Below are 25,314 nucleotides of genomic sequence, written 5' to 3'. Positions count from 1 at the left end.
AAAGTGCGTATTATGGTTATGAATTATGTTGAGGGTTTGCTGAAAGCCTAGAGTGCGCAAAGGGTGGGCGGTGCGACTTGACCAAATCCGGCTTGCCGTGATGGCTAGGAGAGAGAATCGCTTTGAAGGGATAGCCCGTAATATAATTCGCATAATGCGCATAATTGCTTTCTTATGATATTATCACTTTGTCTCAAACAAAAAGCCCAGTGCTGCAACACTGGACTTTGTTCTTATATTGTTGAGATTAGTAGTTGGATGATTGTGTCTATTAAGTTAATTATTGCTATTAGTAGAGCTATCATTTATTTCCCTCCTTAGGGTTATTGATAAGCCCTTGAGAACCCCATTTCTCGAGGGCTTTTCTTTAAGTTATTGTACTGCATCATTTAATTTGGTTAAACGCTTCGACCCAAACAGCCCTAAAAACGCTAGAATATTCTAGCTAATATGAGATAAGTGTTATAGGTTTTGAGTGATTCCTCTCTATTTTCATTTAATTCCTTAGAATAATATGCCAAACCAATGCAAGGTAGATTCACGCAACATGAAATAATGCAATGGTTTGCTCTTGTTTTTATGTACAGTAAGCCCCATGTAGTTAATGGCATTTCACAACACATAGGGGACTATAATGAATGCGCATTTCTTCCGAGTAGATTACGCTGCAGGTTTGACAGGTTTTGCTCTATTCACCATGACTGATAACCAAGTACGTGGTACAGATGTTGGCGGTTTGAGTTATCGTGGAACGTATACTCAAGACGGTAATACAATTAATGCTAACGTTGTTATGACTATTCCAGCTGGAGCTCCTTTAGTTACAGGAGTTTGCCCTGAACCAATGAGTTTTGATTTCTCAGTTGAATTTGATGTGGAGAGACCAACTCAGCAAACTTTAGCTCTCCCAATTGGTCAAATCAGAGTGGCTATTACACCACTAGTTTAGTGAGCTCGATTTTCACTGCTATAAGCTTGCTTGTAGAGTGAAAATGAGTAGCCAAGCGCTCGCCTTAATCAAGCGTTCGCTTAAGTCAATCGCGCGGCAGCTTCGGCTGCCTTTTTTGTATCTGTCAGTTAGCTCGGCCTGTAACGAATGCCGACGAGCGGAGACTGAGCGAGGAGAAATGAGGAGCAGGTCAGAGCAAGACATTTGCGAATGGAAGGGGCCCCGTTTCGTCGGGGAAGGAGCCATTCGAAAATGGCTCCATCGTGACCAAGGTACACTATCTTTAATAGTGTACTCTTGTTTCATTTTGAAACTTTACTCGGATAATGTTCGCTTCCAAACTTCTAAACAACGTTGCTCTTCTTGCTCGTTGTTGAACGAAATCGAACCGCTCTCATATAGTGCTAACATGTCACGCGCTTGACTCTTGTCTCGTTCTTTAAATGAAAACAAAGGGCGGTTAGACTGCTCAGCTAAGCTGTTGATAAACCCTTGTTTATCATCAACATAATCATACATTGTCATGATTACTTCGGTCTCTGAAATCCCTTTCATACATGGACCAACAAGCTTCATAAACTCAAAAGGATCAAGTTGAGTCATTTGATCCTTTTTACCTTGGCAAATCTCACGTTCTGTAAGCTTTAGAGCTTTGGCTAATTTAGCCACTTGAGTTGCTTTAGGCTCGGTTATCCCACGTTCCCACTTGCTGACTGTCTGTACAGTTACATCCATCTGTTCAGCCAAATCTTCCTGTTTGATGACCAGTTCAATTCTACGTTCCTTTAGTACTTCACCAATACTCATGTTTACGTTGTCCATATCAAAACCCTACATTAGTTTAAGTTTACACCCACTTTAGTGTTGCTTATTAGTAACACATACTTTAGTGTATATGTACATACACAAAAGTGTTTATTAAACTTCTTGACAGGATTTTGGGTGTGATAGACAAACTCAAGATATCGATACCATTTAAGACTGAGTTTACGATGACGACTTACCAAGCTAAGTCGGGTGAAGCTGTGTCTTACGTCGATATCAAAGAGTGCTCCCGTCGTGGTGTTGGTCTTGAGGCAAAAACGATCTTCTTCACTGGTGAAGTTGGTGCAGATAAATATGAGGTTGCTGACTTAAGACATGCATTCGAATCTCTTCCAACACATTTTACTGGAATGGCATTCAAGATTTATCAGGGAACTCGCTTACGTTCTCCATGTATAGAGTTAAAAGCATCACCAGCTAAAATCCTGCAGGGTCATAATGTCTACGGCCCAACGTCTATCGAGGTTGGAGCTATAGAAATGTTGATGGCGTTTTACAACAATTACCCTGACGTCTATGAAATGTTAGATATCCAGTCTGCAACACTAGACGCCATTGATGCGACATACTCGGCACGAGTAAAGACCGAACTACAGGCTCGCCAAGTTATACAGCAACTAAAAAATGTCTCGAATAAACAAATGCGTACGGCTGTACGTAACGAACATGAAACCACTGTATATTTTAACAAGAACTCCCGTCACTGTGACCGAAAAGCCTATCTGAAAGGACCTGAGTTCAGCCGCCAACTACGAGACTTAAGGGCGTTACAAGAAAAAGGCGATCACTCATACGATCGTGTTATCGACGTCATGTCTTCACCACAACTAATCAACTATGCACGACACTTAGTCCGTTTTGAAGCCGGAGCACACCGCCGCTATTTAGACGCTTTAGAGATACCTAAAAATCTATTCGACGCGATTAACTACCAGAAAGAATACGAATCAACAGGCCGCAATTTAATAGCAGATATCTGGACCAAAGCATTTACACCACTACTGGAAGCGCTAGAGGGACAACACATGAATATCTTTAACGACGAAGAAGTACACAGCAACTTGAAAAAGGCTTACTACCGCGTAACACCAAAAGGGAACATATCTTACGCGAAAGCCGATAAGTTGTTCCGGTTCTACCGCTCACTAGTATCAGATGGTTACTACGCCGTGTATCAATCCTTCACATCGAGAGCAACGTTCTCTCGCCAACTCAATGACTTGTTAGCTATCGGCTTCTCAAAAGCTCAGCTTCAAAACTTACAAGGTAATGAAAAAGACAACGTTGTTCCGCTTCTTCAGGTCATCGAAATAGACTTCTCACAACAGCATCCGGCTGATTATGTGGAGCCCAAAGTAGGGCACATATCACGAATGTATGGTTACGGCGAAGACAATGTAATCAGACTCACAGCTTAACTACAAACCAGAAGGAAACAACATGTTGAAAATCGAAATCTTCCCAGAAAATGTACAAATCGAAACGCGCACAATCCCAGCTAAAGAAGGAAAGCCACCGCGCAATATCTATGAGCAAGTAGCTTACGCGCACTTGGGCGGTAAGTTCCCAGTAGAGATGAAGCTACAGTTAGAAGAAGGACAGCCAGCGTATGTTGCAGGACTCTATACAATACATCCCTCTAGCTTTGTTATTAATCAGTTCGGTTCTCTGGAGTTAAAACGCTTCGGCTTACTCATTGATCCTATAGACGAAAAATAGAAGTAAAGTAAGGAACACAACGTCATGGCTACATTAGGAATATACGATCCAAAACATAGTGCACATCTTGGCTTAAGAGACTTCGAGTTACTTCAACTATCAAGGCCCACATATAAAGCACGCTTTACACGTCGTGGCTATGGAGATGTTCAACTCTTAGTGTTCTTGGATGATCACAAAGAAATACCGTTCGTTAGAGTTCCACTAGAAACTTTACTGGAAGCTGCTCTGAACTATGAAGCCAGCCATTAAACAATTTACTCATGCGTTCTTCAAAATCCCTCAGAATGAACGCAAAAAGAATGGTCGCAAAGGTGCTCGTATCGCAGGATACGAGCCATACTCACCAGAAGAAGATGCTTACTTAATCGAGCATTACCAAAAAATCCCGTTCACACAGATAGGCAAAAACTTAGGGCGCTCAGCTCATTCAATATATGTTCGTTCCAAAAAGCTCATTCGAGATGGACTTATCGTAAACGACCAACGTTGGAGGAAATCTCATTACAGTGCTAAAGAAGATGCGTTCATCATTGCATGCCAAGATAAAATGTCGTTCGAACAAGTTGGCCACGTTCTTGGCCGTAGTAGAGAGTCAGTAAAAGTTAGAGCTGGTAAGTTAGGTGTCTCATACAGAAAAGTTGCGGAGACTTCGCCTGTAGTGAAACTCTTAAATGATGATGTTGAGTTGATACGCCAGCTGGCAGAACTAGGGCTAACTTATCGAGAGATCTCATATAAGTTCGACGTTGATGAAAGTCATGTGAGAAAAGTATGTATGTTCCAAGAACGGTTGTACCTGGACAAGAACGATTACTTGAATCATGTTAAGCGCCAGAAAGATGCAATCGACGGAATGAACTAGAGCTATAAGACCATGATATACTTGAATAAACCTCCCCTTAAAAGTGCGTATTATGGTTATGAATTATGTTGAGGGTTTGCTGAAAGCCTAGAGTGCGCAAAGGGTGGGCGGTGCGACTTGACCAAATCCGGCTTGCCGTGATGGCTAGGAGAGAGAATCGCTTTGAAGGGATAGCCCGTAATATAATTCGCATAATGCGCATAATTGCTTTCTTATGATATTATCACTTTGTCTCAAACAAAAAGCCCAGTGCTGCAACACTGGACTTTGTTCTTATATTGTTGAGATTAGTAGTTGGATGATTGTGTCTATTAAGTTAATTATTGCTATTAGTAGAGCTATCATTTATTTCCCTCCTTAGGGTTATTGATAAGCCCTTGAGAACCCCATTTCTCGAGGGCTTTTCTTTAAGTTATTGTACTGCATCATTTAATTTGGTTAAACGCTTCGACCCAAACAGCCCTAAAAACGCTAGAATATTCTAGCTAATATGAGATAAGTGTTATAGGTTTTGAGTGATTCCTCTCTATTTTCATTTAATTCCTTAGAATAATATGCCAAACCAATGCAAGGTAGATTCACGCAACATGAAATAATGCAATGGTTTGCTCTTGTTTTTATGTACAGTAAGCCCCATGTAGTTAATGGCATTTCACAACACATAGGGGACTATAATGAATGCGCATTTCTTCCGAGTAGATTACGCTGCAGGTTTGACAGGTTTTGCTCTATTCACCATGACTGATAACCAAGTACGTGGTACAGATGTTGGCGGTTTGAGTTATCGTGGAACGTATACTCAAGACGGTAATACAATTAATGCTAACGTTGTTATGACTATTCCAGCTGGAGCTCCTTTAGTTACAGGAGTTTGCCCTGAACCAATGAGTTTTGATTTCTCAGTTGAATTTGATGTGGAGAGACCAACTCAGCAAACTTTAGCTCTCCCAATTGGTCAAATCAGAGTGGCTATTACACCACTAGTTTAGTGAGCTCGATTTTCACTGCTATAAGCTTGCTTGTAGAGTGAAAATGAGTAGCCAAGCGCTCGCCTTAATCAAGCGTTCGCTTAAGTCAATCGCGCGGCAGCTTCGGCTGCCTTTTTTGTATCTGTCAGTTAGCTCGGCCTGTAACGAATGCCGACGAGCGGAGACTGAGCGAGGAGAAATGAGGAGCAGGTCAGAGCAAGACATTTGCGAATGGAAGGGGCCCCGTTTCGTCGGGGAAGGAGCCATTCGAAAATGGCTCCATCGTGACCAAGGTACACTATCTTTAATAGTGTACTCTTGTTTCATTTTGAAACTTTACTCGGATAATGTTCGCTTCCAAACTTCTAAACAACGTTGCTCTTCTTGCTCGTTGTTGAACGAAATCGAACCGCTCTCATATAGTGCTAACATGTCACGCGCTTGACTCTTGTCTCGTTCTTTAAATGAAAACAAAGGGCGGTTAGACTGCTCAGCTAAGCTGTTGATAAACCCTTGTTTATCATCAACATAATCATACATTGTCATGATTACTTCGGTCTCTGAAATCCCTTTCATACATGGACCAACAAGCTTCATAAACTCAAAAGGATCAAGTTGAGTCATTTGATCCTTTTTACCTTGGCAAATCTCACGTTCTGTAAGCTTTAGAGCTTTGGCTAATTTAGCCACTTGAGTTGCTTTAGGCTCGGTTATCCCACGTTCCCACTTGCTGACTGTCTGTACAGTTACATCCATCTGTTCAGCCAAATCTTCCTGTTTGATGACCAGTTCAATTCTACGTTCCTTTAGTACTTCACCAATACTCATGTTTACGTTGTCCATATCAAAACCCTACATTAGTTTAAGTTTACACCCACTTTAGTGTTGCTTATTAGTAACACATACTTTAGTGTATATGTACATACACAAAAGTGTTTATTAAACTTCTTGACAGGATTTTGGGTGTGATAGACAAACTCAAGATATCGATACCATTTAAGACTGAGTTTACGATGACGACTTACCAAGCTAAGTCGGGTGAAGCTGTGTCTTACGTCGATATCAAAGAGTGCTCCCGTCGTGGTGTTGGTCTTGAGGCAAAAACGATCTTCTTCACTGGTGAAGTTGGTGCAGATAAATATGAGGTTGCTGACTTAAGACATGCATTCGAATCTCTTCCAACACATTTTACTGGAATGGCATTCAAGATTTATCAGGGAACTCGCTTACGTTCTCCATGTATAGAGTTAAAAGCATCACCAGCTAAAATCCTGCAGGGTCATAATGTCTACGGCCCAACGTCTATCGAGGTTGGAGCTATAGAAATGTTGATGGCGTTTTACAACAATTACCCTGACGTCTATGAAATGTTAGATATCCAGTCTGCAACACTAGACGCCATTGATGCGACATACTCGGCACGAGTAAAGACCGAACTACAGGCTCGCCAAGTTATACAGCAACTAAAAAATGTCTCGAATAAACAAATGCGTACGGCTGTACGTAACGAACATGAAACCACTGTATATTTTAACAAGAACTCCCGTCACTGTGACCGAAAAGCCTATCTGAAAGGACCTGAGTTCAGCCGCCAACTACGAGACTTAAGGGCGTTACAAGAAAAAGGCGATCACTCATACGATCGTGTTATCGACGTCATGTCTTCACCACAACTAATCAACTATGCACGACACTTAGTCCGTTTTGAAGCCGGAGCACACCGCCGCTATTTAGACGCTTTAGAGATACCTAAAAATCTATTCGACGCGATTAACTACCAGAAAGAATACGAATCAACAGGCCGCAATTTAATAGCAGATATCTGGACCAAAGCATTTACACCACTACTGGAAGCGCTAGAGGGACAACACATGAATATCTTTAACGACGAAGAAGTACACAGCAACTTGAAAAAGGCTTACTACCGCGTAACACCAAAAGGGAACATATCTTACGCGAAAGCCGATAAGTTGTTCCGGTTCTACCGCTCACTAGTATCAGATGGTTACTACGCCGTGTATCAATCCTTCACATCGAGAGCAACGTTCTCTCGCCAACTCAATGACTTGTTAGCTATCGGCTTCTCAAAAGCTCAGCTTCAAAACTTACAAGGTAATGAAAAAGACAACGTTGTTCCGCTTCTTCAGGTCATCGAAATAGACTTCTCACAACAGCATCCGGCTGATTATGTGGAGCCCAAAGTAGGGCACATATCACGAATGTATGGTTACGGCGAAGACAATGTAATCAGACTCACAGCTTAACTACAAACCAGAAGGAAACAACATGTTGAAAATCGAAATCTTCCCAGAAAATGTACAAATCGAAACGCGCACAATCCCAGCTAAAGAAGGAAAGCCACCGCGCAATATCTATGAGCAAGTAGCTTACGCGCACTTGGGCGGTAAGTTCCCAGTAGAGATGAAGCTACAGTTAGAAGAAGGACAGCCAGCGTATGTTGCAGGACTCTATACAATACATCCCTCTAGCTTTGTTATTAATCAGTTCGGTTCTCTGGAGTTAAAACGCTTCGGCTTACTCATTGATCCTATAGACGAAAAATAGAAGTAAAGTAAGGAACACAACGTCATGGCTACATTAGGAATATACGATCCAAAACATAGTGCACATCTTGGCTTAAGAGACTTCGAGTTACTTCAACTATCAAGGCCCACATATAAAGCACGCTTTACACGTCGTGGCTATGGAGATGTTCAACTCTTAGTGTTCTTGGATGATCACAAAGAAATACCGTTCGTTAGAGTTCCACTAGAAACTTTACTGGAAGCTGCTCTGAACTATGAAGCCAGCCATTAAACAATTTACTCATGCGTTCTTCAAAATCCCTCAGAATGAACGCAAAAAGAATGGTCGCAAAGGTGCTCGTATCGCAGGATACGAGCCATACTCACCAGAAGAAGATGCTTACTTAATCGAGCATTACCAAAAAATCCCGTTCACACAGATAGGCAAAAACTTAGGGCGCTCAGCTCATTCAATATATGTTCGTTCCAAAAAGCTCATTCGAGATGGACTTATCGTAAACGACCAACGTTGGAGGAAATCTCATTACAGTGCTAAAGAAGATGCGTTCATCATTGCATGCCAAGATAAAATGTCGTTCGAACAAGTTGGCCACGTTCTTGGCCGTAGTAGAGAGTCAGTAAAAGTTAGAGCTGGTAAGTTAGGTGTCTCATACAGAAAAGTTGCGGAGACTTCGCCTGTAGTGAAACTCTTAAATGATGATGTTGAGTTGATACGCCAGCTGGCAGAACTAGGGCTAACTTATCGAGAGATCTCATATAAGTTCGACGTTGATGAAAGTCATGTGAGAAAAGTATGTATGTTCCAAGAACGGTTGTACCTGGACAAGAACGATTACTTGAATCATGTTAAGCGCCAGAAAGATGCAATCGACGGAATGAACTAGAGCTATAAGACCATGATATACTTGAATAAACCTCCCCTTAAAAGTGCGTATTATGTATATTATGTTAAATTATATGTGCTCGTACGCCAAATGTTGCCAATGAGCGCTCCTATTTCCCTGTGAATTTGAAATTTAAAGCCTTTAATATGAGTATTAAACATATTAGCTATTTACCATAAAATAGCTAATATCGATCTATCAATCTGCGATTGCTTGTTCTTCAATTAGCGTATTACTTACTAAAATAAAAAATGGCGTCTATTTTTAGACGCCATTCTGAGTTTCCCTGAATGTAAATTAGCCACCGGCTAATTTGACTGTCATGCCTTTCTTTTCAAGATGCGCTTTGATCTTGTCTCTAGCATCGCCTTGAATTTCGATATTGCCATCTTTTACCGAGCCACCACAGCCGCAGACTTTTTTTAGTTCTGCAGCTAATAATTTTAAAGGTGCATCATCCAAGTCTAAACCTGTAACGATGCATACACCTTTACCTTTACGTCCTTTCGTTTGGCGCTGAATTCGTACAATACCGTCGCCTTTGGGGCGAGATGTTTTCTCTTCTTCCGGCTTAATTCGACCGGTTTCTGTTGAATATACCAGAGTCATTCTATTGTTTCTTTTGTTGTTGAGCTTGCATCGCTTTTTGCTTTGCAACTAAATAAGCTTCGATATGACGTTGAATAGCAGTTTTACTACCCTTAATCAGTTTACCATTAAACATACAGTACCAAGAGTTGGGCTGACCTGTATCATTTTGAATCGTATAACCGTTAAAGACTTCTGATTTTGCACCACCAACTTGCTGCGCTCTTTGTCCAAGCGCAGCAAACTCTTTGGGATCAATAATTGATGCGGTATCGCACCACCAATCAATGCTTTTCTTTACCGCCGTCAAACTACCTTGTAAGACGTGGTTCTTGATTTTAACCTTCCAAATACTGCCATCTGGTCCGCCTGACTGCAGGTTAAAACCTCTATAGTTTGAAATCGCCATACCACTGAGTCATCTGTTTAATGCGTTGATATAATCATAATTGCTACTGAGCAATATTCAAATACGGCTTGAATAAACCTTGCTCTAGAAAACAATTTCTATCATAAAACGCGCCTCGATAACGTTAATCACTTTGCACTGTTTATACAATCTTCCAAGAACTCATGGAATTTGTGCCCGTTATTTTGAAGCATTTTAGGGAACATCGAGATCGGAGTCATACCTGGGAATGTGTTTACTTCGTTTAAGTAAATCTCATCATCTTCCGTTAAGAAAAAGTCGATACGAGACAAATGGCGAAGATTCATTTGCTTAAATACCCTTTCAGATGCGTGCTGAATTGCATCTAATTGTGCTTGGGTTAGATTCTTCGCTTCAACTTCGGTGAGCGAGTGACTTGAACTGCTGTACTTTTCATCGTACGAGTAAAAAGCACCGTCAGGTGCAATAACCTCGCCTGGCTTCGTTATGTGCAGCTGGCCATTCATCTCATATGCAGCAACTTCAAGCTCTCGTGGTTTTACTGATTTTTCAACCAACACTTGGTCAGAAAACCCAAACGCATCATTTACTGCATTGGAAAGTTTATCTTTTTCTGTGACGCTGTAACATCCAACAGATGACCCTTGACGCGCGGCTTTGACAAAGACTTTTCCCCATTTTTCAAATGCTTTATGAGCTTGAGTATGAGCTTCTTCATCGTTGCGCGTTAAGAATAAGTATGGCGTATTGGGAATGCCGATAGCGTCGTACCAAAGCTTAGATGTGATTTTATTGAAGCTATTGCTACTTGCTTCTGGCCCGCAACCCAGGTAAGGAATGCCTGCGATTTCAAACAGAGATTGAATATCACCTGTCTCGCCTGGAAAACCATGTATACAAGGCACAATGAAATCGATGGTTTGATTAGATTCACTTGAGCACAACTGCTTGGTATTGAGATCCAAGTAAACCAACTCACCTTGGTTGGTCATCCAACCTTCGTTTTTTATTTCTACGCGTGTAACGTGAACGTCTTCAATAAGATTTAATTGTTGTTCGACAAAGTTTGCAGACAATAATGAAATCTCGTGCTCAGAAGAGCCGCCGCCGCATAGTAGAAGAATATTTTTAATCATGAATCAATCTTTCCGTGACCTACAAAAGATACTATTTATTATGATAAACCTTTGAAGTGTGACGTACAGTAATTTTAGTGTGAGGAATTTTGTTCGAGTAGGATTTGAACAAATAAATAAGGGAGCTATTCGCTCCCTTATTTGATGTGTTAGTTTAATTTGTTAAGCGTTGGGTAAGCTGAGTTTTTAATGGCGTCAATGCTTTTAACAAATGGTCTTAGCTGCTGAAATTGAGCAGGCAAAGTCGAAATCGCTTGCTTGGCTTCCGCGCTTGTTGCGTAGTCTCCGTATAAAACTGAGAACCACTTAGTACCGTTGACGACTTTGTAGTTTTCCCAAATTGGCTGACCGTTCTGTGGCAGCTTATTTGCAAACTGATCGACTTTCGCTTGGCTACCCACAGCCGCGACTTGAATGGTATAGCCGAATCGTTGAATACCTGCTTGCTTTTTACTCGGTGGTACGATCTTAACTGGCTTCGCCTGCTCTTTTGGCGTTAGCTTGACTACTTTCTTCTCTTCAGGCTTTGCCGTCATTTTCACAACAGTTGGTTGTACGTCTTTTTCTACTACAGCGTTTTCAGACGCCATAATTGGCTTAGAGATACGATCTGATTTGTAGTCCTCTCGATAACTTTCAGAAGTTACGTCTGTGATGTAAGTTTCAGATGCACAAGCAGAAAGCAGGACTGACAAGCCGATGATTGCGATTTTTTTCATGAAGTAACAAATGCTCTGGATAAATATTACGATAAATCATGCCGATAGCAGGGCCGTTTATCAAGCATCAAATACAATAATCTGTGATTTTGATGTGATGAATAACACAAACTCCATAAGCATCGTCCACATTTTATGCAATGTCTGGTCTGAAGGCGTTTTATCAATAAATTATTCGTTTATGATTGATATGAAACCGATAGGCAAACGTTACTTGCAAACGGCTAGGAGTCAGCATGAATAAACTACATAAACTCTTTAAACCCAACTCTGTGGCCGTTATTGGTGCATCTCAAAAAGCATTGCGAGCAGGGCATGTCGTTATGCGTAACCTTCTACAAAGTGGATTTGGTGGCGCGATTATGCCAGTAACGCCGCGATACAAAGCGGTATCCGGAGTTATAGCCTACCCGGATGTGGCTTCCCTACCCTATACGCCAGATATTGCGATTTTATGTACGAACGTTTCACGCAATGAGCAACTGCTTAAAGAGTTAGATGAGAGAGGCACGCCGTTTGCGATTGTTATCTCTGATGACGCTCAGCCTTTAAATATTTCATCATTGAATATTCGAGTTTTAGGACCGAACAGCTTAGGTATTATCTTGCCTTGGCACAAATTTAACTGCACGTTTTCTCCTGTTGCGGCTAAGCCCGGAAAAATTGCGTTCATCTCACAATCTGCGGCGGTTTGTACCACAGTGTTAGACTGGGCAAATGATAAGAATATTGGCTTTTCTTCGTTCATTTCGATTGGACGCGGACAGGATATCGATTTTGCAGATTTGCTTGATTACTTAAGTATGGATGGGAATACGGAAGCTATTCTGCTTTATGTGGATAATATCCAGGATGCTCGACGATTTATGTCTGCTGCGCGAGCTGCTTCACGGAACCGCCGTATATTGGTATTAAAAGCGGGCCGCTCTAAAGAGATGAATACTTTCGAACAGCAAGATGGTGATACGCTTGATGTAATTTACGATTCTGCCATCCGTCGAACTGGTATGTTACGAGTCAGCAATACGCATGAGCTATTCGCTGCGGTAGAAACACTCACGCATTCTGTGCCACTTCGTGGAGAGCGTTTAGCGATCGTCACCAATGGCGGCGGCCCTGCTGTTATGTCCGTTGATACTTTGATTGAACGTGGTGGTCAGCTCGCAACACTTGATGACGCTGCCATTGAGCAATTACAAACTGCACTCCCGTCCAACTGGCGCGCTCGAAATCCGATTGATCTGTCTGGTGACGCAACAAAAAAACGCTACATTGATACCATTAACGCACTGATGAATAACGACTGTGCAGATGCAATCTTGATTATGCATAGTCCTTCTGCGGTTTCCGACCCTCTTGAAACTGCTCAAGCTGTTATTGAGGCGATCAAGGCTCACCCTCGGCATAAGCATTTTAATATCTTGACCAACTGGTCAGGAGAACAAACGTCGAGAGAGGCACGACTGGCATTTACTCAAGCTGGCATTCCAACCTATCGAACGCCGGAAAGTGCGGTCGTTGCATACATGCACTTGGTTGAGTATCGACGAAACCAGAAGCAATTAATGGAAACGCCAACGACGGCTGAGCCATTGCACTCTGGAAGTGTGAGTTCTGCAAAAGAATGGGTAAATGAACGACTACTGGATAAAAACACAGTCACCTTGGATACGCATCAAACCAGCCCATTATTTAAGCTGTTCGGGTTTAATGTTCTGCCAACATGGATTGCATCTGACGAAATTGAAGCCGTGCATATGGCAGAAAATATCGGATACCCTGTTGCGGTTAAGTTGCGATCTCCAGACATTCCTCATAAATCGGATGTACACGGTGTCGCCCTGAACTTGAGAAACAGTCGAGAAGTTTCCAACGCAGCGCTATCCATTCTAGATACCGTAAAGCTAAGTTACCCTTCTGCCAATGTACACGGTCTGTTGGTGCAAGGTATGGCAAAGCTCGGCAGCGCTGAAGAACTAAGGATTAGCATTGCAGTAGATAAGGTCTTTGGACCTGTCATCTTGCTGGGTCAAGGCGGCTCGGAGTGGAATATCGCCCAAGATGCCGTCGCTGCACTTCCTCCTTTGAACATGACGCTTGCACGCTACCTTGTCGTTGTGGCTTTAAAGTCTGGAAAGATTCGCCTGCAGAAACACAAAGATGCGCTCGATATTAGTGAGTTGTCGAAATTCTTAGTTCGTATCTCCCAAATGGCGGTTGAGTTGCCAGAAATACAAAGACTGGATATCCATCCAGTATTGGTGTCGGGAAGCGATTTAACTATCCTCGATGCGGACATCACACTGTGTAAATACGAGGGAGATGCGCAAAAACGTCTGGCGATTCGTCCTTTCCCGGCAGAATTTGTCGAAACTGTAACGCTTCGAGATGGACAGCCTATCCTGCTTCGCCCTATCCTGCCTGAAGATGAGCCGCTGCATGCTCAATTCATTAATAGCGTATCGAAAGAAGATCTCTATAAGCGTTTCTTTTCTGAGGTTGGTGAGTTCAACCATGAGGCTTTGGCAAACTTCACTCAAATCGACTACGACCGCGAAATGGCGTTTGTTGCGGTAGCGTTTAATACCGACGGACCGTCTATCATAGGCGTAGCCCGCGCATTGATTACACCAGATAATAGTGATGCTGAGTTTGCTATTTTGGTTCGTTCAGATTTGAAAGGAAAAGGCTTAGGTAAAGTGCTGATGCAGAAAATTATCAGCTATTGCAAGATTAAAGGCACAAAGCAAATGTCTGGAATGACCATGCCAACAAACAGAGGAATGTTGATGTTGGCTCAGAACTTGGGGTTTGAGATCGATGTCCAGTTTGCAGACGGTACGGCAGATATGGTGCTCCCTTTAAATTGAAAAGCGCAGCATTAGCGATGACTTTTACTTCTTACATTCGATAATCAATGGGAATCTAAGAAGTAAAAGTTACGTTGTTACTTTAGTTTCCAATTCTTTTTCAAGTATTGAATACACCAGGATTTCGCCTCACCCATGGTATTTCGGCGCCATGCTAAGATAATATCCATCGGCTGCTCTTCTGTACCTTCGATTCGCTTCAATACGCCACTATCAATCAAAGGTTGTGCAATTTGGCTTGGTAACGTACCAATGCCTAAACCTGCAGTGAGCGCATCTACTTTTGCCGTAAAGTTGGTGACGGTCAAGCGAGGTTGTTTTTGAATGATATTAATTGAGAGCGCAGGTTGTTCGCGTGCAGTGTCTGCAATGGCAATGATTCGGTACTTTTCTCGCGCCGCCTCATCAAACTTACCACTACGCTTGTGAACATAGTGATCAGCTGCCGCTACCCAAAACATGCTCATTTTACCAATTTTTTCTGATTTGACTTCTTGAGGAAGTGTATCCAGTGATGGGCAAATCAGTAAATCCGCTCTACCTGTATTCAGCGATTCCCAGCTACCAGCCAAGATCTCTTCTTGCAGTCTGACTCGTGTGGAGCTTACTTCAGCCAATGCATCAACCATAGGGAAGAAATTGGATATAGGAATAATGCCATCAAAGGCAATGGTAATATCCAGTTCCCAACCATTCGCCAATAACGTTGCATCATTCACTAACTTTTCACTGGCTTGTAAAATGGCTCGTCCTCTTTCAAGGATGAGCTTTCCTGCTTCAGTAAAATGGGCTTTGTGGCCAGAGCGATCGAAGATAATGATGTCTAAGTCTTGCTCGAGTTTCTGGATCTGATAGCTCAGTGATGACGGGGCTCTATCTAACTCATTCGCAGCAGCTGCAAAACTCCCTCTTCGGTCAATGGCATCCAGAATATGGAGCGCTTCTAACGTAATTGGACTCTGCACATGGCCTCTCTTAATGTGATTTTTGTCACATTGATTGTATTTGGATGATCTTATCAAGAACTAACGTTAAACAATATAACACACTGATAACTAAAGACTAGAAATGCTCATAACCTAAGAGTTCTACTCAAGATAAAACCACAAATGACAATGGTAATGATAGTAATTGTTATTTAGATCCATTAATATCCCGTTTGTTGTTACCTATTATGGATCTAAGGTATTGAAGCCAATGTATAAAAAAACAATTTTGTCAGCCTCTATTCTGATTGCACTATCCCAAGGTGCCTACGCTGAAGATCATTCAACCTTCAATGAAGTGGTCGTGACTGCGACTCGTACTAATAGCCAAATCGAAGACACTGCTGCTTCTGTTGCGATCGTTACTGATAAGAACATCGAAGAAAGCATGGTCACTGGCTTAGGTGATCTCTTTGAGTACACGCCAGGAGTCACGGTTAAGACAAACTCTCGCCAAGGTGTCCAGAGTATCAATATCCGTGGCATCGAAGGCAATCGAATTAAAGTTCTTGTGGACGGCGTATCTCAAGGTAACCAGTTCGAATCAGGGAATACGTTCATTAACTCTGCTCGCGTTAACGTTGATACCGACCTAATAAAAGCGGTTGAAATTGTAAAAGGTGCAGCATCGTCTCTACATGGTTCTGACGCAATTGGTGGCATTGTTGCATTTGAAACCAAAGATCCGGCTGATGTCCTTAAGGGTCGTAACTTTGGTGGCCATGCGAAGTTCAACTACTCTTCCGAAGACAATACATTCAGTGAATCTGTGGCATTAGCGCACAAAATTGGTGATTTGGAATCTTTACTTGCTTATACGCGTCGCGACGGCAATGAACTGGATAACTTTGGAGATCTAGCAGATGCAGATACAGAAGCGAACAACTTACTGGTTAAGCTTCAGTACCAACTCAATGATGCACATCGTGTTGAGTTCAATGGGAATTATATTCGCAACAAAGGCAACGGAAAGCAGTCTTACAACGGTTATACTAATGCAACAAGTGAAGATGTAACAGAACAATATCAAGTTGGTATAAAACATATTTGGGAGATGCAAACGGCCGTAGCGGACTCCCTTACCTGGCAACTAGATTGGCTTAGCAAAGAAGAAAACGGCATTACTGATCGTGTTAAAGGTCAGAATAACCAACGTAAAGACTACATCTACGAGGATGAAGGCTACCAGTTTGATTCTCAGTTCGACAAATATCTCATGCTTGGTAGTACAGAGCATTACTTTGTGTACGGTGCATCCTTCAGTGATAAAGACATTAAGAACGTTAACAAAGAGTACAACAGTGCAAGCGCAAACAAAGAAATTTTCTATATCCCTTCTGCGAGCGAGCGTCGTTACGGGCTCTTTTTACAAGACGAAATTACGGTAGGTAACTTTACGATTACCCCGGGCGTACGGTGGGATGCATTTGAAACCGATCCAGGTGACACAAGCAGCAACCCAAGTGGTAACGCGGCTAGCGACTACAAAAAGTTTTCTGATTCTGCATTTACAGGCCGCTTAGGTTCTGTTTATAAGCTTAATGAACAACATCGTTTATTCGCGCAAATCAGCCAAGGTTTCCGTGCTCCAGATTTCCAAGAGTTGTACTACTCCTTCGGCAACCCAATGCATGGCTACATTTTTAAGCCAAATCCTGATTTAAAAGCAGAAGACAGCATTTCGTACGAATTTGGTTGGCGACATAATAATGACATTTCTAGCAGTGAAGTGTCAGTTTTCTACAGCGATTACGACAACTTCATCGAAAGTAAAACCGTCTCTGGCACTTGGACTCCTGTGACTGACCCTGCGATTCTGCAGTACGTAAATATTGGCAAAGCGACAATTAAAGGAATTGAGTTTTCAAACCAACTTTCGTGGAACAAGTTCATGCCAATCGAAGGATTTAGCTCTCGTGTAGCAGCGGCGTATACGGAAGGTGAAGATGGAAACAATAATCCACTAAACAGTGTTAACCCTTGGAACCTTGTCGCTGGTTTTAATTACGATTCAGAACAAAACTGGGGAACCACGTTAACCATTAACTACACCGCATCTAAAGATAAAAGCGACATAAATGACGCTAAAGTGTTGCCTATCTCCGCAGCTACGGTTGTAGATATCACCGCGTACTACAAACCTATTAAAGACCTTACGTTGCGAGCAGGTATGTTCAACGTAACAGATGAAGAGTACTACAATTGGAATGATGTGCGTGACCTTCAGACAGAAAACAAAGATCTGACTCAAGCTGGGCGGAACTGGTCAATTACAGCTAAATACGAGTTCTAAAGCCTCCGAAAACACAAAAGCCAGCTTAATGCTGGCTTTTTTTATGGCTTTCATTTCAAAAATGTAAAGAAAAGTATGAAAAATGAAAGTTTACTGTTTTGCCATCTCTTTTTTCACCATTACTGCTGCTGCAATGATAAAAGTGATGATCAGACCGAGTTCCATGAACTACCCCAATAGCTATGAGAAAATTTATAACCCAAATTAAGAGTCGGACATAGTTTAACAGCTCTATATAGACTTGCTACCTTTTAACCAGTAATTTACGATTTTTTCCGATTTGGATCAAAAAAGACGCAATTATGCGTCTTTTTGTTATTATTGTGTAAATCAAAATTAGGCATCTGGATAACCTTGAGGGTTGTTAGATTGCCAACGCCATGCATCACCCGTCATTTCTTCTAGAGTGCGAGACGCTTTCCAACCTAACTCATTCATTGCTTTTGATGGATCAGCCCAGCATTCCGCAATATCGCCTGGACGACGTTCAACAAGTTGGTATGGAACATCTTTACCACTTGCGGTTTCAAACGCTTTCACCATTTCAAGCACACTGTAGCCATTGCCAGTGCCAAGGTTGTAGACATGAAGCCCAGCTTTGTTACCTACTTTTTCCAAAGCAGCGACGTGACCATCGGATAAGTCCATCACATGAATGTAGTCACGCACGCCGGTGCCATCTTTCGTTGGGTAGTCGCTACCGAATACAGAGAGGAACTCTCGGCGGCCCACCGCAACTTGAGAAACAAACGGCATTAGGTTATTTGGAATACCTTGAGGATCTTCACCTAACTCACCTGTTGGATGTGAACCTACAGGGTTAAAGTAACGAAGAAGTGTGATGCTCCAATCTGGATTCGCCTTTTGGAAGTCTGTTAAACACTCTTCCACCATTAATTTACTGCGTCCGTAAGGGTTAGTTGCGCTAGTTGGAAAGTCTTCTGTGATTGGAACAGAAGCAGGATCGCCATAGACAGTTGCTGAGGAGCTAAATACCAACGATTTAACTCCAGCTTCGCGCATTGCATCAACCAATACCAAAGTGCCATTCACATTATTGTCATAATACTCTAGAGGTTTTGCTACGGACTCACCGACGGCCTTTAAACCTGCAAAATGGATAACCGCTTCGATATCGTGCGATTTTAGAACCTCTACCATTGTCGATTTATCTCTGATATCGGCTTGAATGAAGGTTGGCTTTACGCCACATACCTTTTCAATGCGCTCTAAGACCGTAGACTTACTGTTGTACAGGTTATCTAGAATCACTGGCGTCATACCAGCTTCGATCATTTGAATACATGTATGGCTACCGATATAGCCCATACCACCCGTAACAAGTACTTTCATTTTATCATTCCTTCTGACGCGAATGGGTTTAGTTTAAAGCTTTGACGTGACGATTTAAACTGTCTCCTGCAATTCACATCCCATTAATATTGCTTGGCCTTTTCCGGCTTTTTTAGCTTGGTACATTGCAGTATCTGCACTTTTTAACACTCGAGTGGCATCTCGCTCATTAACACCGACCAATTTTACGCCGATGCTAACGCCAACCTTGAGCGAGTTACCTTTGTACTCGATTGGTGTGCATACGCTTTCGAGCAGTTGTTCTGCAATTCGGGTGACGACTTTTTGGTTGGCAGGATTAACCAACATGACAAATTCATCACCCGAAAGTCTTGCGATTAAATCACTATGTCGAGTCGCAGATGTTAGACGCTCGGCTACTTTTTTCAGAACTTCATCACCTGCGTCATGGCCATAGGTATCATTAACCTCTTTAAAACCATCGAGATCGAGGTAAAGCACCGCAAATTCGTCACGTAAGTATCCCGACCGTTGTACTAATTCTTCCAACTCTAAATGGAACTTGGAGCGATTCGCTAACCCCGTTAGTGCATCGTGATGAGCTAAGTACTCAAGTCGTTCCATCTCTTTTGCACCAGAAAGATCGGTAAGAACAATGACTAGGTCGTAGAACCCATTGTCTTCACACTTAACGATACGATTAACCCTTGCAAACATCGGCACAAACTGGCCAAGATGGTTCTGTTCAATAACTTCCCCTTGCCATACCCCGTAGTTTTCTATCGATTCAATGATGCTAGGCATCATTTCCTGCAACTTGCGCCACTTAAGTGTTTGGATAAATGACTTCCCAATAAGCTGATCCATCTCTAGTCCAACTAACTTAGTGACCGCAGGGTTAGCCATTGTGATAACACCTCGATGATTAAGAACGATGAGGCCATCTTGGCTGCTCTCAAAAACACGCCCCGCAACACGCTGCCTGCTCATGGCCTCTTCAATTTCGGTGATATCTTGAATCGAAAACAATAAGTGTCCATGTGTGGACAAACGACGACTGGTTAAACTCAACTGCTGTTCGTTGTCTGCATTTTTGAGGTGAATGTCATCGCATTCTAACCCCCTACTTAGGATTTGGCTCAGCTCATTCGGTGTTTTCGTTTTAATTAGATCACGGATATTGGCATGCTCAAGTTCCTCTGACTTTTTTTGAAATATCTGCCGAGTCGCAGTATTACAGTAAATAACACGCCCGAAGTTGTCGGTAATAACTAATGCATGTTGAATAGATTCAATGACTTCTTCTGAAAACGCCCGCTTTTGTTCTAACATTTCTAATGAATGTTGCCGCTGTTTCTCGCGTGTTGTTAACTTGTTCATCATTTGATTGAAGGAATGTGCGAGTTCTCCAATTTCATCCTTGGAGTAATAGCGAACTTGAGTATCCGTATTTTGTCCGTGTGTCACACTCTCTATCGTATGACTCAGTTCTATAACAGGTTTGAGAACAAGCCTATCGATACTTATGTAAAAGATAGTGCCACCAGCGAACAGCAACAGAAGAAGTACAGCACCATCTCGAAGTAAAGATTGTTGGGCTTCTATGATTGGACGATGGGAAAGCGTAACCCTCATACTGCCAATGACACGACCATCGTGAATAATTGGCTCTAGAACATAAAGAAATTTGGCAGATAAGGCATAACCTAGCGCGTGTAACTTGCTTCTTTCAGTTTGATTAGGGACGGGAGCTGATACCCCACCTCCTTCAAGAACAACGAAAGGTTGATCATCTTGGTCGTAAAGTTTGACCCGCGTAACATTCGGCTGGTTTAAAAAGTTGATGAGAGTAGTTTGAGCTTTTTGCTTGTTCTTTGTCGTTAGCGCATCTTTAATTGAGAAAGAAACATTGTTAATCAACTTTCTCGTTTGTTCGACCAACTCATGCTTAGACGATTGGTATGCAGTATACGAGGTATAACCTTTTGAGATAACAAAGATAGCCGTTATAAAGACCAAAATTGGCCAAATAAGCTTTGCTCGTAATGACATATGTATTCCTGTCGCAGACAACCACTAAAAATGACAGAAGCGTTGCTATGCAATCTATTACCCATTAAGGGCGACAAGATTAACACGATGCCAATGCAAAATAACCTTAAATTCTCAATAATTGGATGGAAAAGGAACGAAATACCTTAAAATTCGGATCAACTCAAATAACGGCAACATCTTTATGGACTAAAGTGATCTTTTTCGTCAGCCACCAGATCATAAACCTCGCTTTCATGATAGAAGAATGAAGTGAGTCACTGAACCTAGATGCATTTTCCTGCATCGTGAACCCATTGCTTGTGTAGAAATAAAACGTATGACATTGAATAAACAGCAACTTACATTGAACTGTGACATGGGTGAGAGCTTTGGCTCTTGGATTATGGGGGCAGACGAAGATGTTATGCCTCATGTTGATATGGCAAACATCGCGTGCGGTTTTCATGCTTCCGATCCTAATGTCATGCACGACACTATCACTCTCGCCAACGACAACGATGTTGATATTGGAGCACACCCGGGCTACGCCGACCTCCAAGGCTTCGGCAGGCGCAGTATAAACATGACGGGTGATGAAATTACTAACATGGTTATATACCAAGTAGGCGCTTTACAGGCACTTTGTCGGGCTCAATACACAGATATTAGCTATATAAAGCCTCATGGCGCGTTATACAACGACATGATGAAAAGTGATTCGATATTTAGATCAGTCGTAAAGGCGGCAGCTTTGTTCAAAGTGCCGTTAATGATTCTAGCGTCACAGGAAAACGAAAAATACTTAGAAATCGCAGATGATTATGACGTTCCCTTGCTGTTTGAAGCATTTGCAGACCGTTTGTATCAAGATGACGGATTACTTACACCTAGGACACAGCCTAATGCCGTATTAAATAGTGAGCATGCGATACTTGAGCAAGTCCGTACGTTAGCAGACTCTGGGCGTGTCAAAACCGCTTCTGGCGGCTACATTTTACTGGAAGCCGATACGATTTGTGTTCATGGTGACAATGAAGAGTCGATCGCGCTGATCCAAAAGATCCGTCAAAGCCTATACGCGGGAGGAAATTAATGCATAAAGAGAAATTTAGTATCTCTTTGATCTCTGAGTGCAGTATTTTCATTAAGTTTGACGAGAATATCTCTGAAAATGCGGTCGGAGAACTTGCTCGAAACATCAAAGACACTTTAGCGTCAATCATTATGAACGTGGTCCCCTCCTATCAAACCATCCTCATTGATTACTTGCCTTTTCGAATCAATGAAAAAGATTTAGTGCATAAACTGCATCAAATGATCTGTCAGTTTGATACTCAATCGCTCAGTCTTGTTCAACCTAACCACATCACTATTCCCGTATACTACTCCGAAGAAACCGCGCTAGATTTGCCCCGCTTTCAAGATCGTGGACTATCATTAGACGCGCTCATTTCCTTACATACTCAGGCCGAGTATGCGGTTTCAGCGATTGGTTTTGCTCCAGGTTTTGCATTCCTCTCCGATGTCGATACTCAATTACATATGCCAAGGTTAGCTACACCAAGAACGCGAGTACCAGCCGGAAGCGTGGGAATCGCAGACTCTAAAACGGCCGTCTATCCATCAGATAGTCCTGGCGGATGGAACATTATCGGTAGAAGCCCGCTTCCCCTTTTCTCTGATACGCCACCTTTTATACCGTTTGAAGTAGGTGACAAGGTCACGTTTAATGCCATTTCCAAACAAAAGTTTATCGAGTTAGGAGGTGTTCTATGAGTTACGCTGGATTGCTGGTGGAAAAGTCAGGGCCACTTTCTTTGATTCAAGACTTTGGTCGTTTTGGCTTAGCGCATATTGGCGTGACTCAAGGTGGCCCCGTAGATGATTACGCCTACAGTTGGGCAAACCATTTACTTGGTAACGTAGTCAATTGTGCTGTGATTGAAATTACTTTGGGTAACGCTTGCTTTGTCGCACTACATAACTGCCATCTTGCAATATGTGGTGGTGATTTGAATGCAAAAGTAGATGGTGAGCCTATCTCAAATTGGTCTGACTTTACATTGAAGAAGGGGCAGAAGCTGCAGTTCGGAGTCGCAAAAAATGGACTTCGCTCCTATCTTGCGGTTAAAGGTGGGTTCGATATTGCTCAGCACTTAGGAAGTGCTTCTACAGTCACGAGAGAATCTCTTGGTGGTTATGACTCAAATGGTGGCGCTTTAAAAGCAGGCGATATTCTTCCCTTTTTTCCTCATAACTTACCGAAACACAAACCAAGGCTGATGACATTTCGCTTTAAGCCGGATTACAACTTACCTATCAAGCTGAGAGTGATTGAAGGCTATCAAAATGAGGACTTTGATGAAGACGCTCGCCAAGCCTTTTATAGCAACGCATTCACCATATCCCCTGATTCAAATCGTATGGGCTATCGTCTTGAAGGAAACAAAATCAAACCGCCCTACGAAGGCGTACTGTCGGAAGGAATTGCGCTAGGATCGATTCAAGTTCCTAACGATGGTAATCCCATTGTGTTGCTCAACGACCATCAAACCATCGGTGGCTATCCTAAGTTTGGCTGTGTAGCACGTATTGACCTGCCAAGGCTGGCACAGGCGAAACCCGGGCAAAAAGTCAATTTTGTGAAAGGAGATAGACAAGGCTTGCAAGAAGTATGGTGCCAATGGGCTCAGTTTTTTGGATATTAGTACAACCTCTGAGCCCATACGTAACGGTTATGCAGGCATCCCATAACGCTCTGCTAACGCTTGCGGATAGTCTCGCTCTTGCGTGAGTTTAATCGCGTACTGCTCAATTTCTTGTTCAGACCAATGCACAGCGACAGGATGTTGGGATTCCACATTTTGGTTAGGTTCAATATCAAACCAGAACTGAAGCATTTTTTGCGCTGCGAGTAGTGTTGATGACGCTTTTACCACTTCTATCCGCGCGTAATGGTTGTCTTCAAAGGTCACATCGGCTGCCCTGAGTACCGGATCCGTTCCAGGAATTTGCTGGGCACCAAACAGGGCTTTTCCCCCTTTGATAGCAGAGTGATAGTCGGGAATGAACTGCGCCATGTGTTTGATAGCATTATTGGTTCGTTCTTCTAAGACTTCTTCTCGCCAACCGTTACGTATCTTTGAGAGTAAAGGAACTGGCAGTTCGGGCTGAGCTGAGGACGGCGTACTCTCAACTAAGCCATCTTCAAATAGCGTAATGCCTTTCGTCATGCCGTGAAGCTGAAAATAACCATCACCATAGGGGGTCAGTTGAGCCATTCCTTTATCAGTTCCACGCGGTCCATGGAAAATAACTTCTGGCCACAGTTGTTGGCAGTCTGCCCACTTGGTTACATAAGCGGCTTTAAACTCAACTAACCTATCACGCTTGGCACCGATGGTATTGTCAATGGATCCTGTTTCAAAACCACATGCATTGACCAAGTAGTCACATGTCATAAGATAATCAATGCCATCTCGTTCGTAACCAAGTTGCCAGTGATTACCCATCCAGTCCGCTTGTTTGAGCGTTGCTTGTGTGCATACTGAGGCGTTTGGCAGAGCGTTCAACGTTAAGTTGGCAATTGCGGCAAGGCGAAAAACACTCCAGCCATATTCCTGAACCGCCACAACTGGGTACTTTAGCGCTTCTAGATCAGCATGTTGAGCAAAAGGAATACACCACTCATCAAAGGTTGCAGGGTGACTTGGTTGAGTACGTTGTGCGAGTGCTTCTAGATCCTCTTTTGAATACAATTTGTAGTATTCGCTTGGCTCACCAAGCACTTTGTTGCTTTGATCTTTATCAACGAGCTTTTGATACGCATTTTTCACCACCTCTAGTCGAGGAATCAGTGCGGATGGATCTCCACCATCAGAATAAGGGACTGCAATGATCGTCGGGCGAATATTCAGTGAAAGCGGATATAGGCGAACAGTATCAATGGATTGTGCTAACAAATCTAAACATTGTTGCTCAGAAATCTCTCGATATAAGTTGCCACCTGCATGTAAATGGCAAATGGGCGGACCATTTACCAGTGATACGCCCTTCTCTATTACGGAAACTTTAAAACCCAGCTCCGCAAAATGAATTGCTGCTGTTGCACCTGCGACACCGCCACCAACAACAGCGATGTGCTTATCTTTGTAATTTGGAAACTCAGACTTCATTGCTTCACTAAAAATTTTATAAGGAAAATTCTTTACTAACGGTGGATTCTAC

23 protein-coding genes are annotated in these 25,314 nt (G+C 42.5%); 13 read left to right on the top strand and 10 right to left on the bottom strand.

Annotation, left to right across the window (positions count from 1 at the left end):
* The first annotated feature begins 634 nt into the window (after positions 1-634).
* The gene (locus tag CBX98_RS18450; RefSeq protein ID WP_109169964.1) at positions 635-949 is read left to right on the top strand and encodes a hypothetical protein; all 315 of its coding nucleotides are present in this window, start codon (positions 635-637) and stop codon (positions 947-949) included.
* A gap of 315 nt (positions 950-1,264) precedes the next feature.
* Here the strand turns inward: CBX98_RS18450 and CBX98_RS18445 are convergent, their stop codons facing one another.
* The gene (locus CBX98_RS18445; protein WP_025630376.1) at positions 1,265-1,771 is read right to left on the bottom strand and encodes a helix-turn-helix transcriptional regulator; all 507 of its coding nucleotides are present in this window, start codon (positions 1,769-1,771) and stop codon (positions 1,265-1,267) included.
* Positions 1,772-1,893: 122 nt separating this feature from the next.
* Between CBX98_RS18445 and CBX98_RS18440 the strand changes: the two genes are divergently transcribed.
* From CBX98_RS18440 to CBX98_RS18420, 4 genes are all read left to right on the top strand, one after another.
* Positions 1,894-3,192 (top strand): phage/plasmid replication protein, II/X family, encoded by a 1,299-nt coding sequence (locus CBX98_RS18440; protein ID WP_029841312.1) that lies wholly within the window; start codon positions 1,894-1,896, stop codon positions 3,190-3,192.
* 22 nt (positions 3,193-3,214) lie between these two features.
* A complete protein-coding gene (locus tag CBX98_RS18435; RefSeq protein WP_025630509.1) occupies positions 3,215-3,493 on the top strand; it encodes a single-stranded DNA-binding protein in 279 nt (92 codons plus the stop codon).
* Between the two features lie 235 nt (positions 3,494-3,728).
* Positions 3,729-4,358 (top strand): DNA-binding protein, encoded by a 630-nt coding sequence (locus tag CBX98_RS26595; protein WP_029856890.1) that lies wholly within the window; start codon positions 3,729-3,731, stop codon positions 4,356-4,358.
* Between the two features lie 674 nt (positions 4,359-5,032).
* A complete protein-coding gene (locus CBX98_RS18420) occupies positions 5,033-5,347 on the top strand; it encodes a hypothetical protein (protein WP_109169964.1) in 315 nt (104 codons plus the stop codon).
* A gap of 315 nt (positions 5,348-5,662) precedes the next feature.
* On the opposite strand, the gene CBX98_RS18415 is transcribed toward CBX98_RS18420, so the two are convergent.
* The gene (locus CBX98_RS18415) at positions 5,663-6,169 is read right to left on the bottom strand and encodes a helix-turn-helix transcriptional regulator (protein ID WP_025630376.1); all 507 of its coding nucleotides are present in this window, start codon (positions 6,167-6,169) and stop codon (positions 5,663-5,665) included.
* Between the two features lie 122 nt (positions 6,170-6,291).
* On the opposite strand from CBX98_RS18415, the gene CBX98_RS18410 reads away from it, so the two are divergent.
* The 3 genes from CBX98_RS18410 (at position 6,292) to CBX98_RS26590 (ending at position 8,756) form a co-directional block, all read left to right on the top strand.
* Complete coding sequence (locus tag CBX98_RS18410) at positions 6,292-7,590, top strand: phage/plasmid replication protein, II/X family (RefSeq protein WP_029841312.1); 1,299 nt, start codon at positions 6,292-6,294, stop codon at positions 7,588-7,590.
* Between the two features lie 22 nt (positions 7,591-7,612).
* Positions 7,613-7,891 carry a single-stranded DNA-binding protein gene (locus tag CBX98_RS18405; protein ID WP_025630509.1) on the top strand — a complete coding sequence of 93 codons (279 nt, stop codon included), beginning with the start codon at positions 7,613-7,615 and terminating at the stop codon, positions 7,889-7,891.
* A gap of 235 nt (positions 7,892-8,126) precedes the next feature.
* Positions 8,127-8,756 carry a DNA-binding protein gene (locus CBX98_RS26590; protein WP_029856890.1) on the top strand — a complete coding sequence of 210 codons (630 nt, stop codon included), beginning with the start codon at positions 8,127-8,129 and terminating at the stop codon, positions 8,754-8,756.
* Positions 8,757-9,053: 297 nt separating this feature from the next.
* On the opposite strand, the gene yciH is transcribed toward CBX98_RS26590, so the two are convergent.
* The 4 genes from yciH to CBX98_RS18375 all read right to left on the bottom strand — a co-directional run bounded on the left by yciH (position 9,054) and on the right by CBX98_RS18375 (position 11,590).
* Positions 9,054-9,365 (bottom strand): stress response translation initiation inhibitor YciH, encoded by a 312-nt coding sequence (gene yciH / locus CBX98_RS18390; RefSeq protein ID WP_012842285.1) that lies wholly within the window; start codon positions 9,363-9,365, stop codon positions 9,054-9,056.
* A 1-nt stretch (position 9,366) separates the two neighbouring features.
* The gene (locus CBX98_RS18385; protein WP_005395460.1) at positions 9,367-9,753 is read right to left on the bottom strand and encodes a DUF3319 domain-containing protein; all 387 of its coding nucleotides are present in this window, start codon (positions 9,751-9,753) and stop codon (positions 9,367-9,369) included.
* A 128-nt stretch (positions 9,754-9,881) separates the two neighbouring features.
* Entirely contained in the window at positions 9,882-10,871 is a 990-nt protein-coding gene (locus CBX98_RS18380; RefSeq protein WP_012842287.1) for a D-alanine--D-alanine ligase, read from the bottom strand.
* Between the two features lie 149 nt (positions 10,872-11,020).
* Entirely contained in the window at positions 11,021-11,590 is a 570-nt protein-coding gene (locus CBX98_RS18375; protein ID WP_005390018.1) for an SPOR domain-containing protein, read from the bottom strand.
* Between the two features lie 236 nt (positions 11,591-11,826).
* Here CBX98_RS18375 and CBX98_RS18370 point away from each other — a divergent pair, with 236 nt between their 5' ends.
* Positions 11,827-14,460, top strand: a complete 2,634-nt coding sequence (locus CBX98_RS18370) for a bifunctional acetate--CoA ligase family protein/GNAT family N-acetyltransferase (protein ID WP_109169963.1) — start codon at positions 11,827-11,829, stop codon at positions 14,458-14,460.
* 77 nt (positions 14,461-14,537) lie between these two features.
* Here the strand turns inward: CBX98_RS18370 and CBX98_RS18365 are convergent, their stop codons facing one another.
* Positions 14,538-15,425: a LysR family transcriptional regulator gene (locus tag CBX98_RS18365; protein WP_005395465.1), complete on the bottom strand. Its 888-nt coding sequence runs from the start codon at positions 15,423-15,425 to the stop codon at positions 14,538-14,540.
* 232 nt (positions 15,426-15,657) lie between these two features.
* Between CBX98_RS18365 and CBX98_RS18360 the strand changes: the two genes are divergently transcribed.
* Positions 15,658-17,739, top strand: a complete 2,082-nt coding sequence (locus CBX98_RS18360; protein WP_109169962.1) for a TonB-dependent hemoglobin/transferrin/lactoferrin family receptor — start codon at positions 15,658-15,660, stop codon at positions 17,737-17,739.
* A gap of 336 nt (positions 17,740-18,075) precedes the next feature.
* On the opposite strand, the gene galE is transcribed toward CBX98_RS18360, so the two are convergent.
* Positions 18,076-19,092, bottom strand: coding sequence for a UDP-glucose 4-epimerase GalE (gene galE, locus CBX98_RS18350; RefSeq protein WP_109169961.1), 1,017 nt, complete (start codon positions 19,090-19,092; stop codon positions 18,076-18,078).
* Positions 19,093-19,146: 54 nt separating this feature from the next.
* Positions 19,147-21,105, bottom strand: coding sequence for a diguanylate cyclase (locus CBX98_RS18345; protein ID WP_047010393.1), 1,959 nt, complete (start codon positions 21,103-21,105; stop codon positions 19,147-19,149).
* A gap of 319 nt (positions 21,106-21,424) precedes the next feature.
* Between CBX98_RS18345 and CBX98_RS18340 the strand changes: the two genes are divergently transcribed.
* The 3 genes from CBX98_RS18340 to CBX98_RS18330 are packed head-to-tail and all read left to right on the top strand — an operon-like array spanning position 21,425 to position 23,795.
* Complete coding sequence (locus CBX98_RS18340; protein WP_048625039.1) at positions 21,425-22,180, top strand: 5-oxoprolinase subunit PxpA; 756 nt, start codon at positions 21,425-21,427, stop codon at positions 22,178-22,180.
* Complete coding sequence (locus tag CBX98_RS18335; RefSeq protein ID WP_109169960.1) at positions 22,180-22,863, top strand: allophanate hydrolase subunit 1; 684 nt, start codon at positions 22,180-22,182, stop codon at positions 22,861-22,863. Before CBX98_RS18340 ends, CBX98_RS18335 begins: the two co-directional genes overlap by 1 nt.
* Positions 22,860-23,795 (top strand): biotin-dependent carboxyltransferase family protein, encoded by a 936-nt coding sequence (locus CBX98_RS18330; protein WP_012842295.1) that lies wholly within the window; start codon positions 22,860-22,862, stop codon positions 23,793-23,795. Before CBX98_RS18335 ends, CBX98_RS18330 begins: the two co-directional genes overlap by 4 nt.
* A gap of 27 nt (positions 23,796-23,822) precedes the next feature.
* Here the strand turns inward: CBX98_RS18330 and CBX98_RS18325 are convergent, their stop codons facing one another.
* Entirely contained in the window at positions 23,823-25,262 is a 1,440-nt protein-coding gene (locus CBX98_RS18325) for an FAD-dependent oxidoreductase (RefSeq protein ID WP_109169959.1), read from the bottom strand.
* Between the last annotated feature and the right edge of the window lie 52 nt (positions 25,263-25,314).

Origin of the sequence: Vibrio sp. T9, assembly GCF_003123985.1 — a bacterium.
In the GTDB taxonomy this organism is placed as follows: domain Bacteria; phylum Pseudomonadota; class Gammaproteobacteria; order Enterobacterales; family Vibrionaceae; genus Vibrio; species Vibrio diabolicus.
This window is presented reverse-complemented; position numbering and strand designations above follow the sequence as displayed.

Bases quoted from the DNA above. Each gene is read 5' to 3' on its own strand.
- CBX98_RS18450 (WP_109169964.1), top strand. From the start codon at position 635: ATGAATGCGCATTTCTTCCGAGTAGATTACGCTGCAGGTTTGACAGGT.
- CBX98_RS18445 (WP_025630376.1), bottom strand. From the start codon at position 1,771: ATGGACAACGTAAACATGAGTATTGGTGAAGTACTAAAGGAACGTAGA.
- CBX98_RS18435 (WP_025630509.1), top strand. From the start codon at position 3,215: ATGTTGAAAATCGAAATCTTCCCAGAAAATGTACAAATCGAAACGCGC.
- CBX98_RS26595 (WP_029856890.1), top strand. From the start codon at position 3,729: ATGAAGCCAGCCATTAAACAATTTACTCATGCGTTCTTCAAAATCCCT.
- CBX98_RS18420 (WP_109169964.1), top strand. From the start codon at position 5,033: ATGAATGCGCATTTCTTCCGAGTAGATTACGCTGCAGGTTTGACAGGT.
- CBX98_RS18415 (WP_025630376.1), bottom strand. From the start codon at position 6,169: ATGGACAACGTAAACATGAGTATTGGTGAAGTACTAAAGGAACGTAGA.
- CBX98_RS18405 (WP_025630509.1), top strand. From the start codon at position 7,613: ATGTTGAAAATCGAAATCTTCCCAGAAAATGTACAAATCGAAACGCGC.
- CBX98_RS26590 (WP_029856890.1), top strand. From the start codon at position 8,127: ATGAAGCCAGCCATTAAACAATTTACTCATGCGTTCTTCAAAATCCCT.
- yciH (WP_012842285.1), bottom strand. From the start codon at position 9,365: ATGACTCTGGTATATTCAACAGAAACCGGTCGAATTAAGCCGGAAGAA.
- CBX98_RS18385 (WP_005395460.1), bottom strand. From the start codon at position 9,753: ATGGCGATTTCAAACTATAGAGGTTTTAACCTGCAGTCAGGCGGACCA.
- CBX98_RS18380 (WP_012842287.1), bottom strand. From the start codon at position 10,871: ATGATTAAAAATATTCTTCTACTATGCGGCGGCGGCTCTTCTGAGCAC.
- CBX98_RS18375 (WP_005390018.1), bottom strand. From the start codon at position 11,590: ATGAAAAAAATCGCAATCATCGGCTTGTCAGTCCTGCTTTCTGCTTGT.
- CBX98_RS18370 (WP_109169963.1), top strand. From the start codon at position 11,827: ATGAATAAACTACATAAACTCTTTAAACCCAACTCTGTGGCCGTTATT.
- CBX98_RS18360 (WP_109169962.1), top strand. From the start codon at position 15,658: ATGTATAAAAAAACAATTTTGTCAGCCTCTATTCTGATTGCACTATCC.
- galE (WP_109169961.1), bottom strand. From the start codon at position 19,092: ATGAAAGTACTTGTTACGGGTGGTATGGGCTATATCGGTAGCCATACA.
- CBX98_RS18345 (WP_047010393.1), bottom strand. From the start codon at position 21,105: ATGTCATTACGAGCAAAGCTTATTTGGCCAATTTTGGTCTTTATAACG.
- CBX98_RS18340 (WP_048625039.1), top strand. From the start codon at position 21,425: ATGACATTGAATAAACAGCAACTTACATTGAACTGTGACATGGGTGAG.
- CBX98_RS18335 (WP_109169960.1), top strand. From the start codon at position 22,180: ATGCATAAAGAGAAATTTAGTATCTCTTTGATCTCTGAGTGCAGTATT.
- CBX98_RS18330 (WP_012842295.1), top strand. From the start codon at position 22,860: ATGAGTTACGCTGGATTGCTGGTGGAAAAGTCAGGGCCACTTTCTTTG.
- CBX98_RS18325 (WP_109169959.1), bottom strand. From the start codon at position 25,262: ATGAAGTCTGAGTTTCCAAATTACAAAGATAAGCACATCGCTGTTGTT.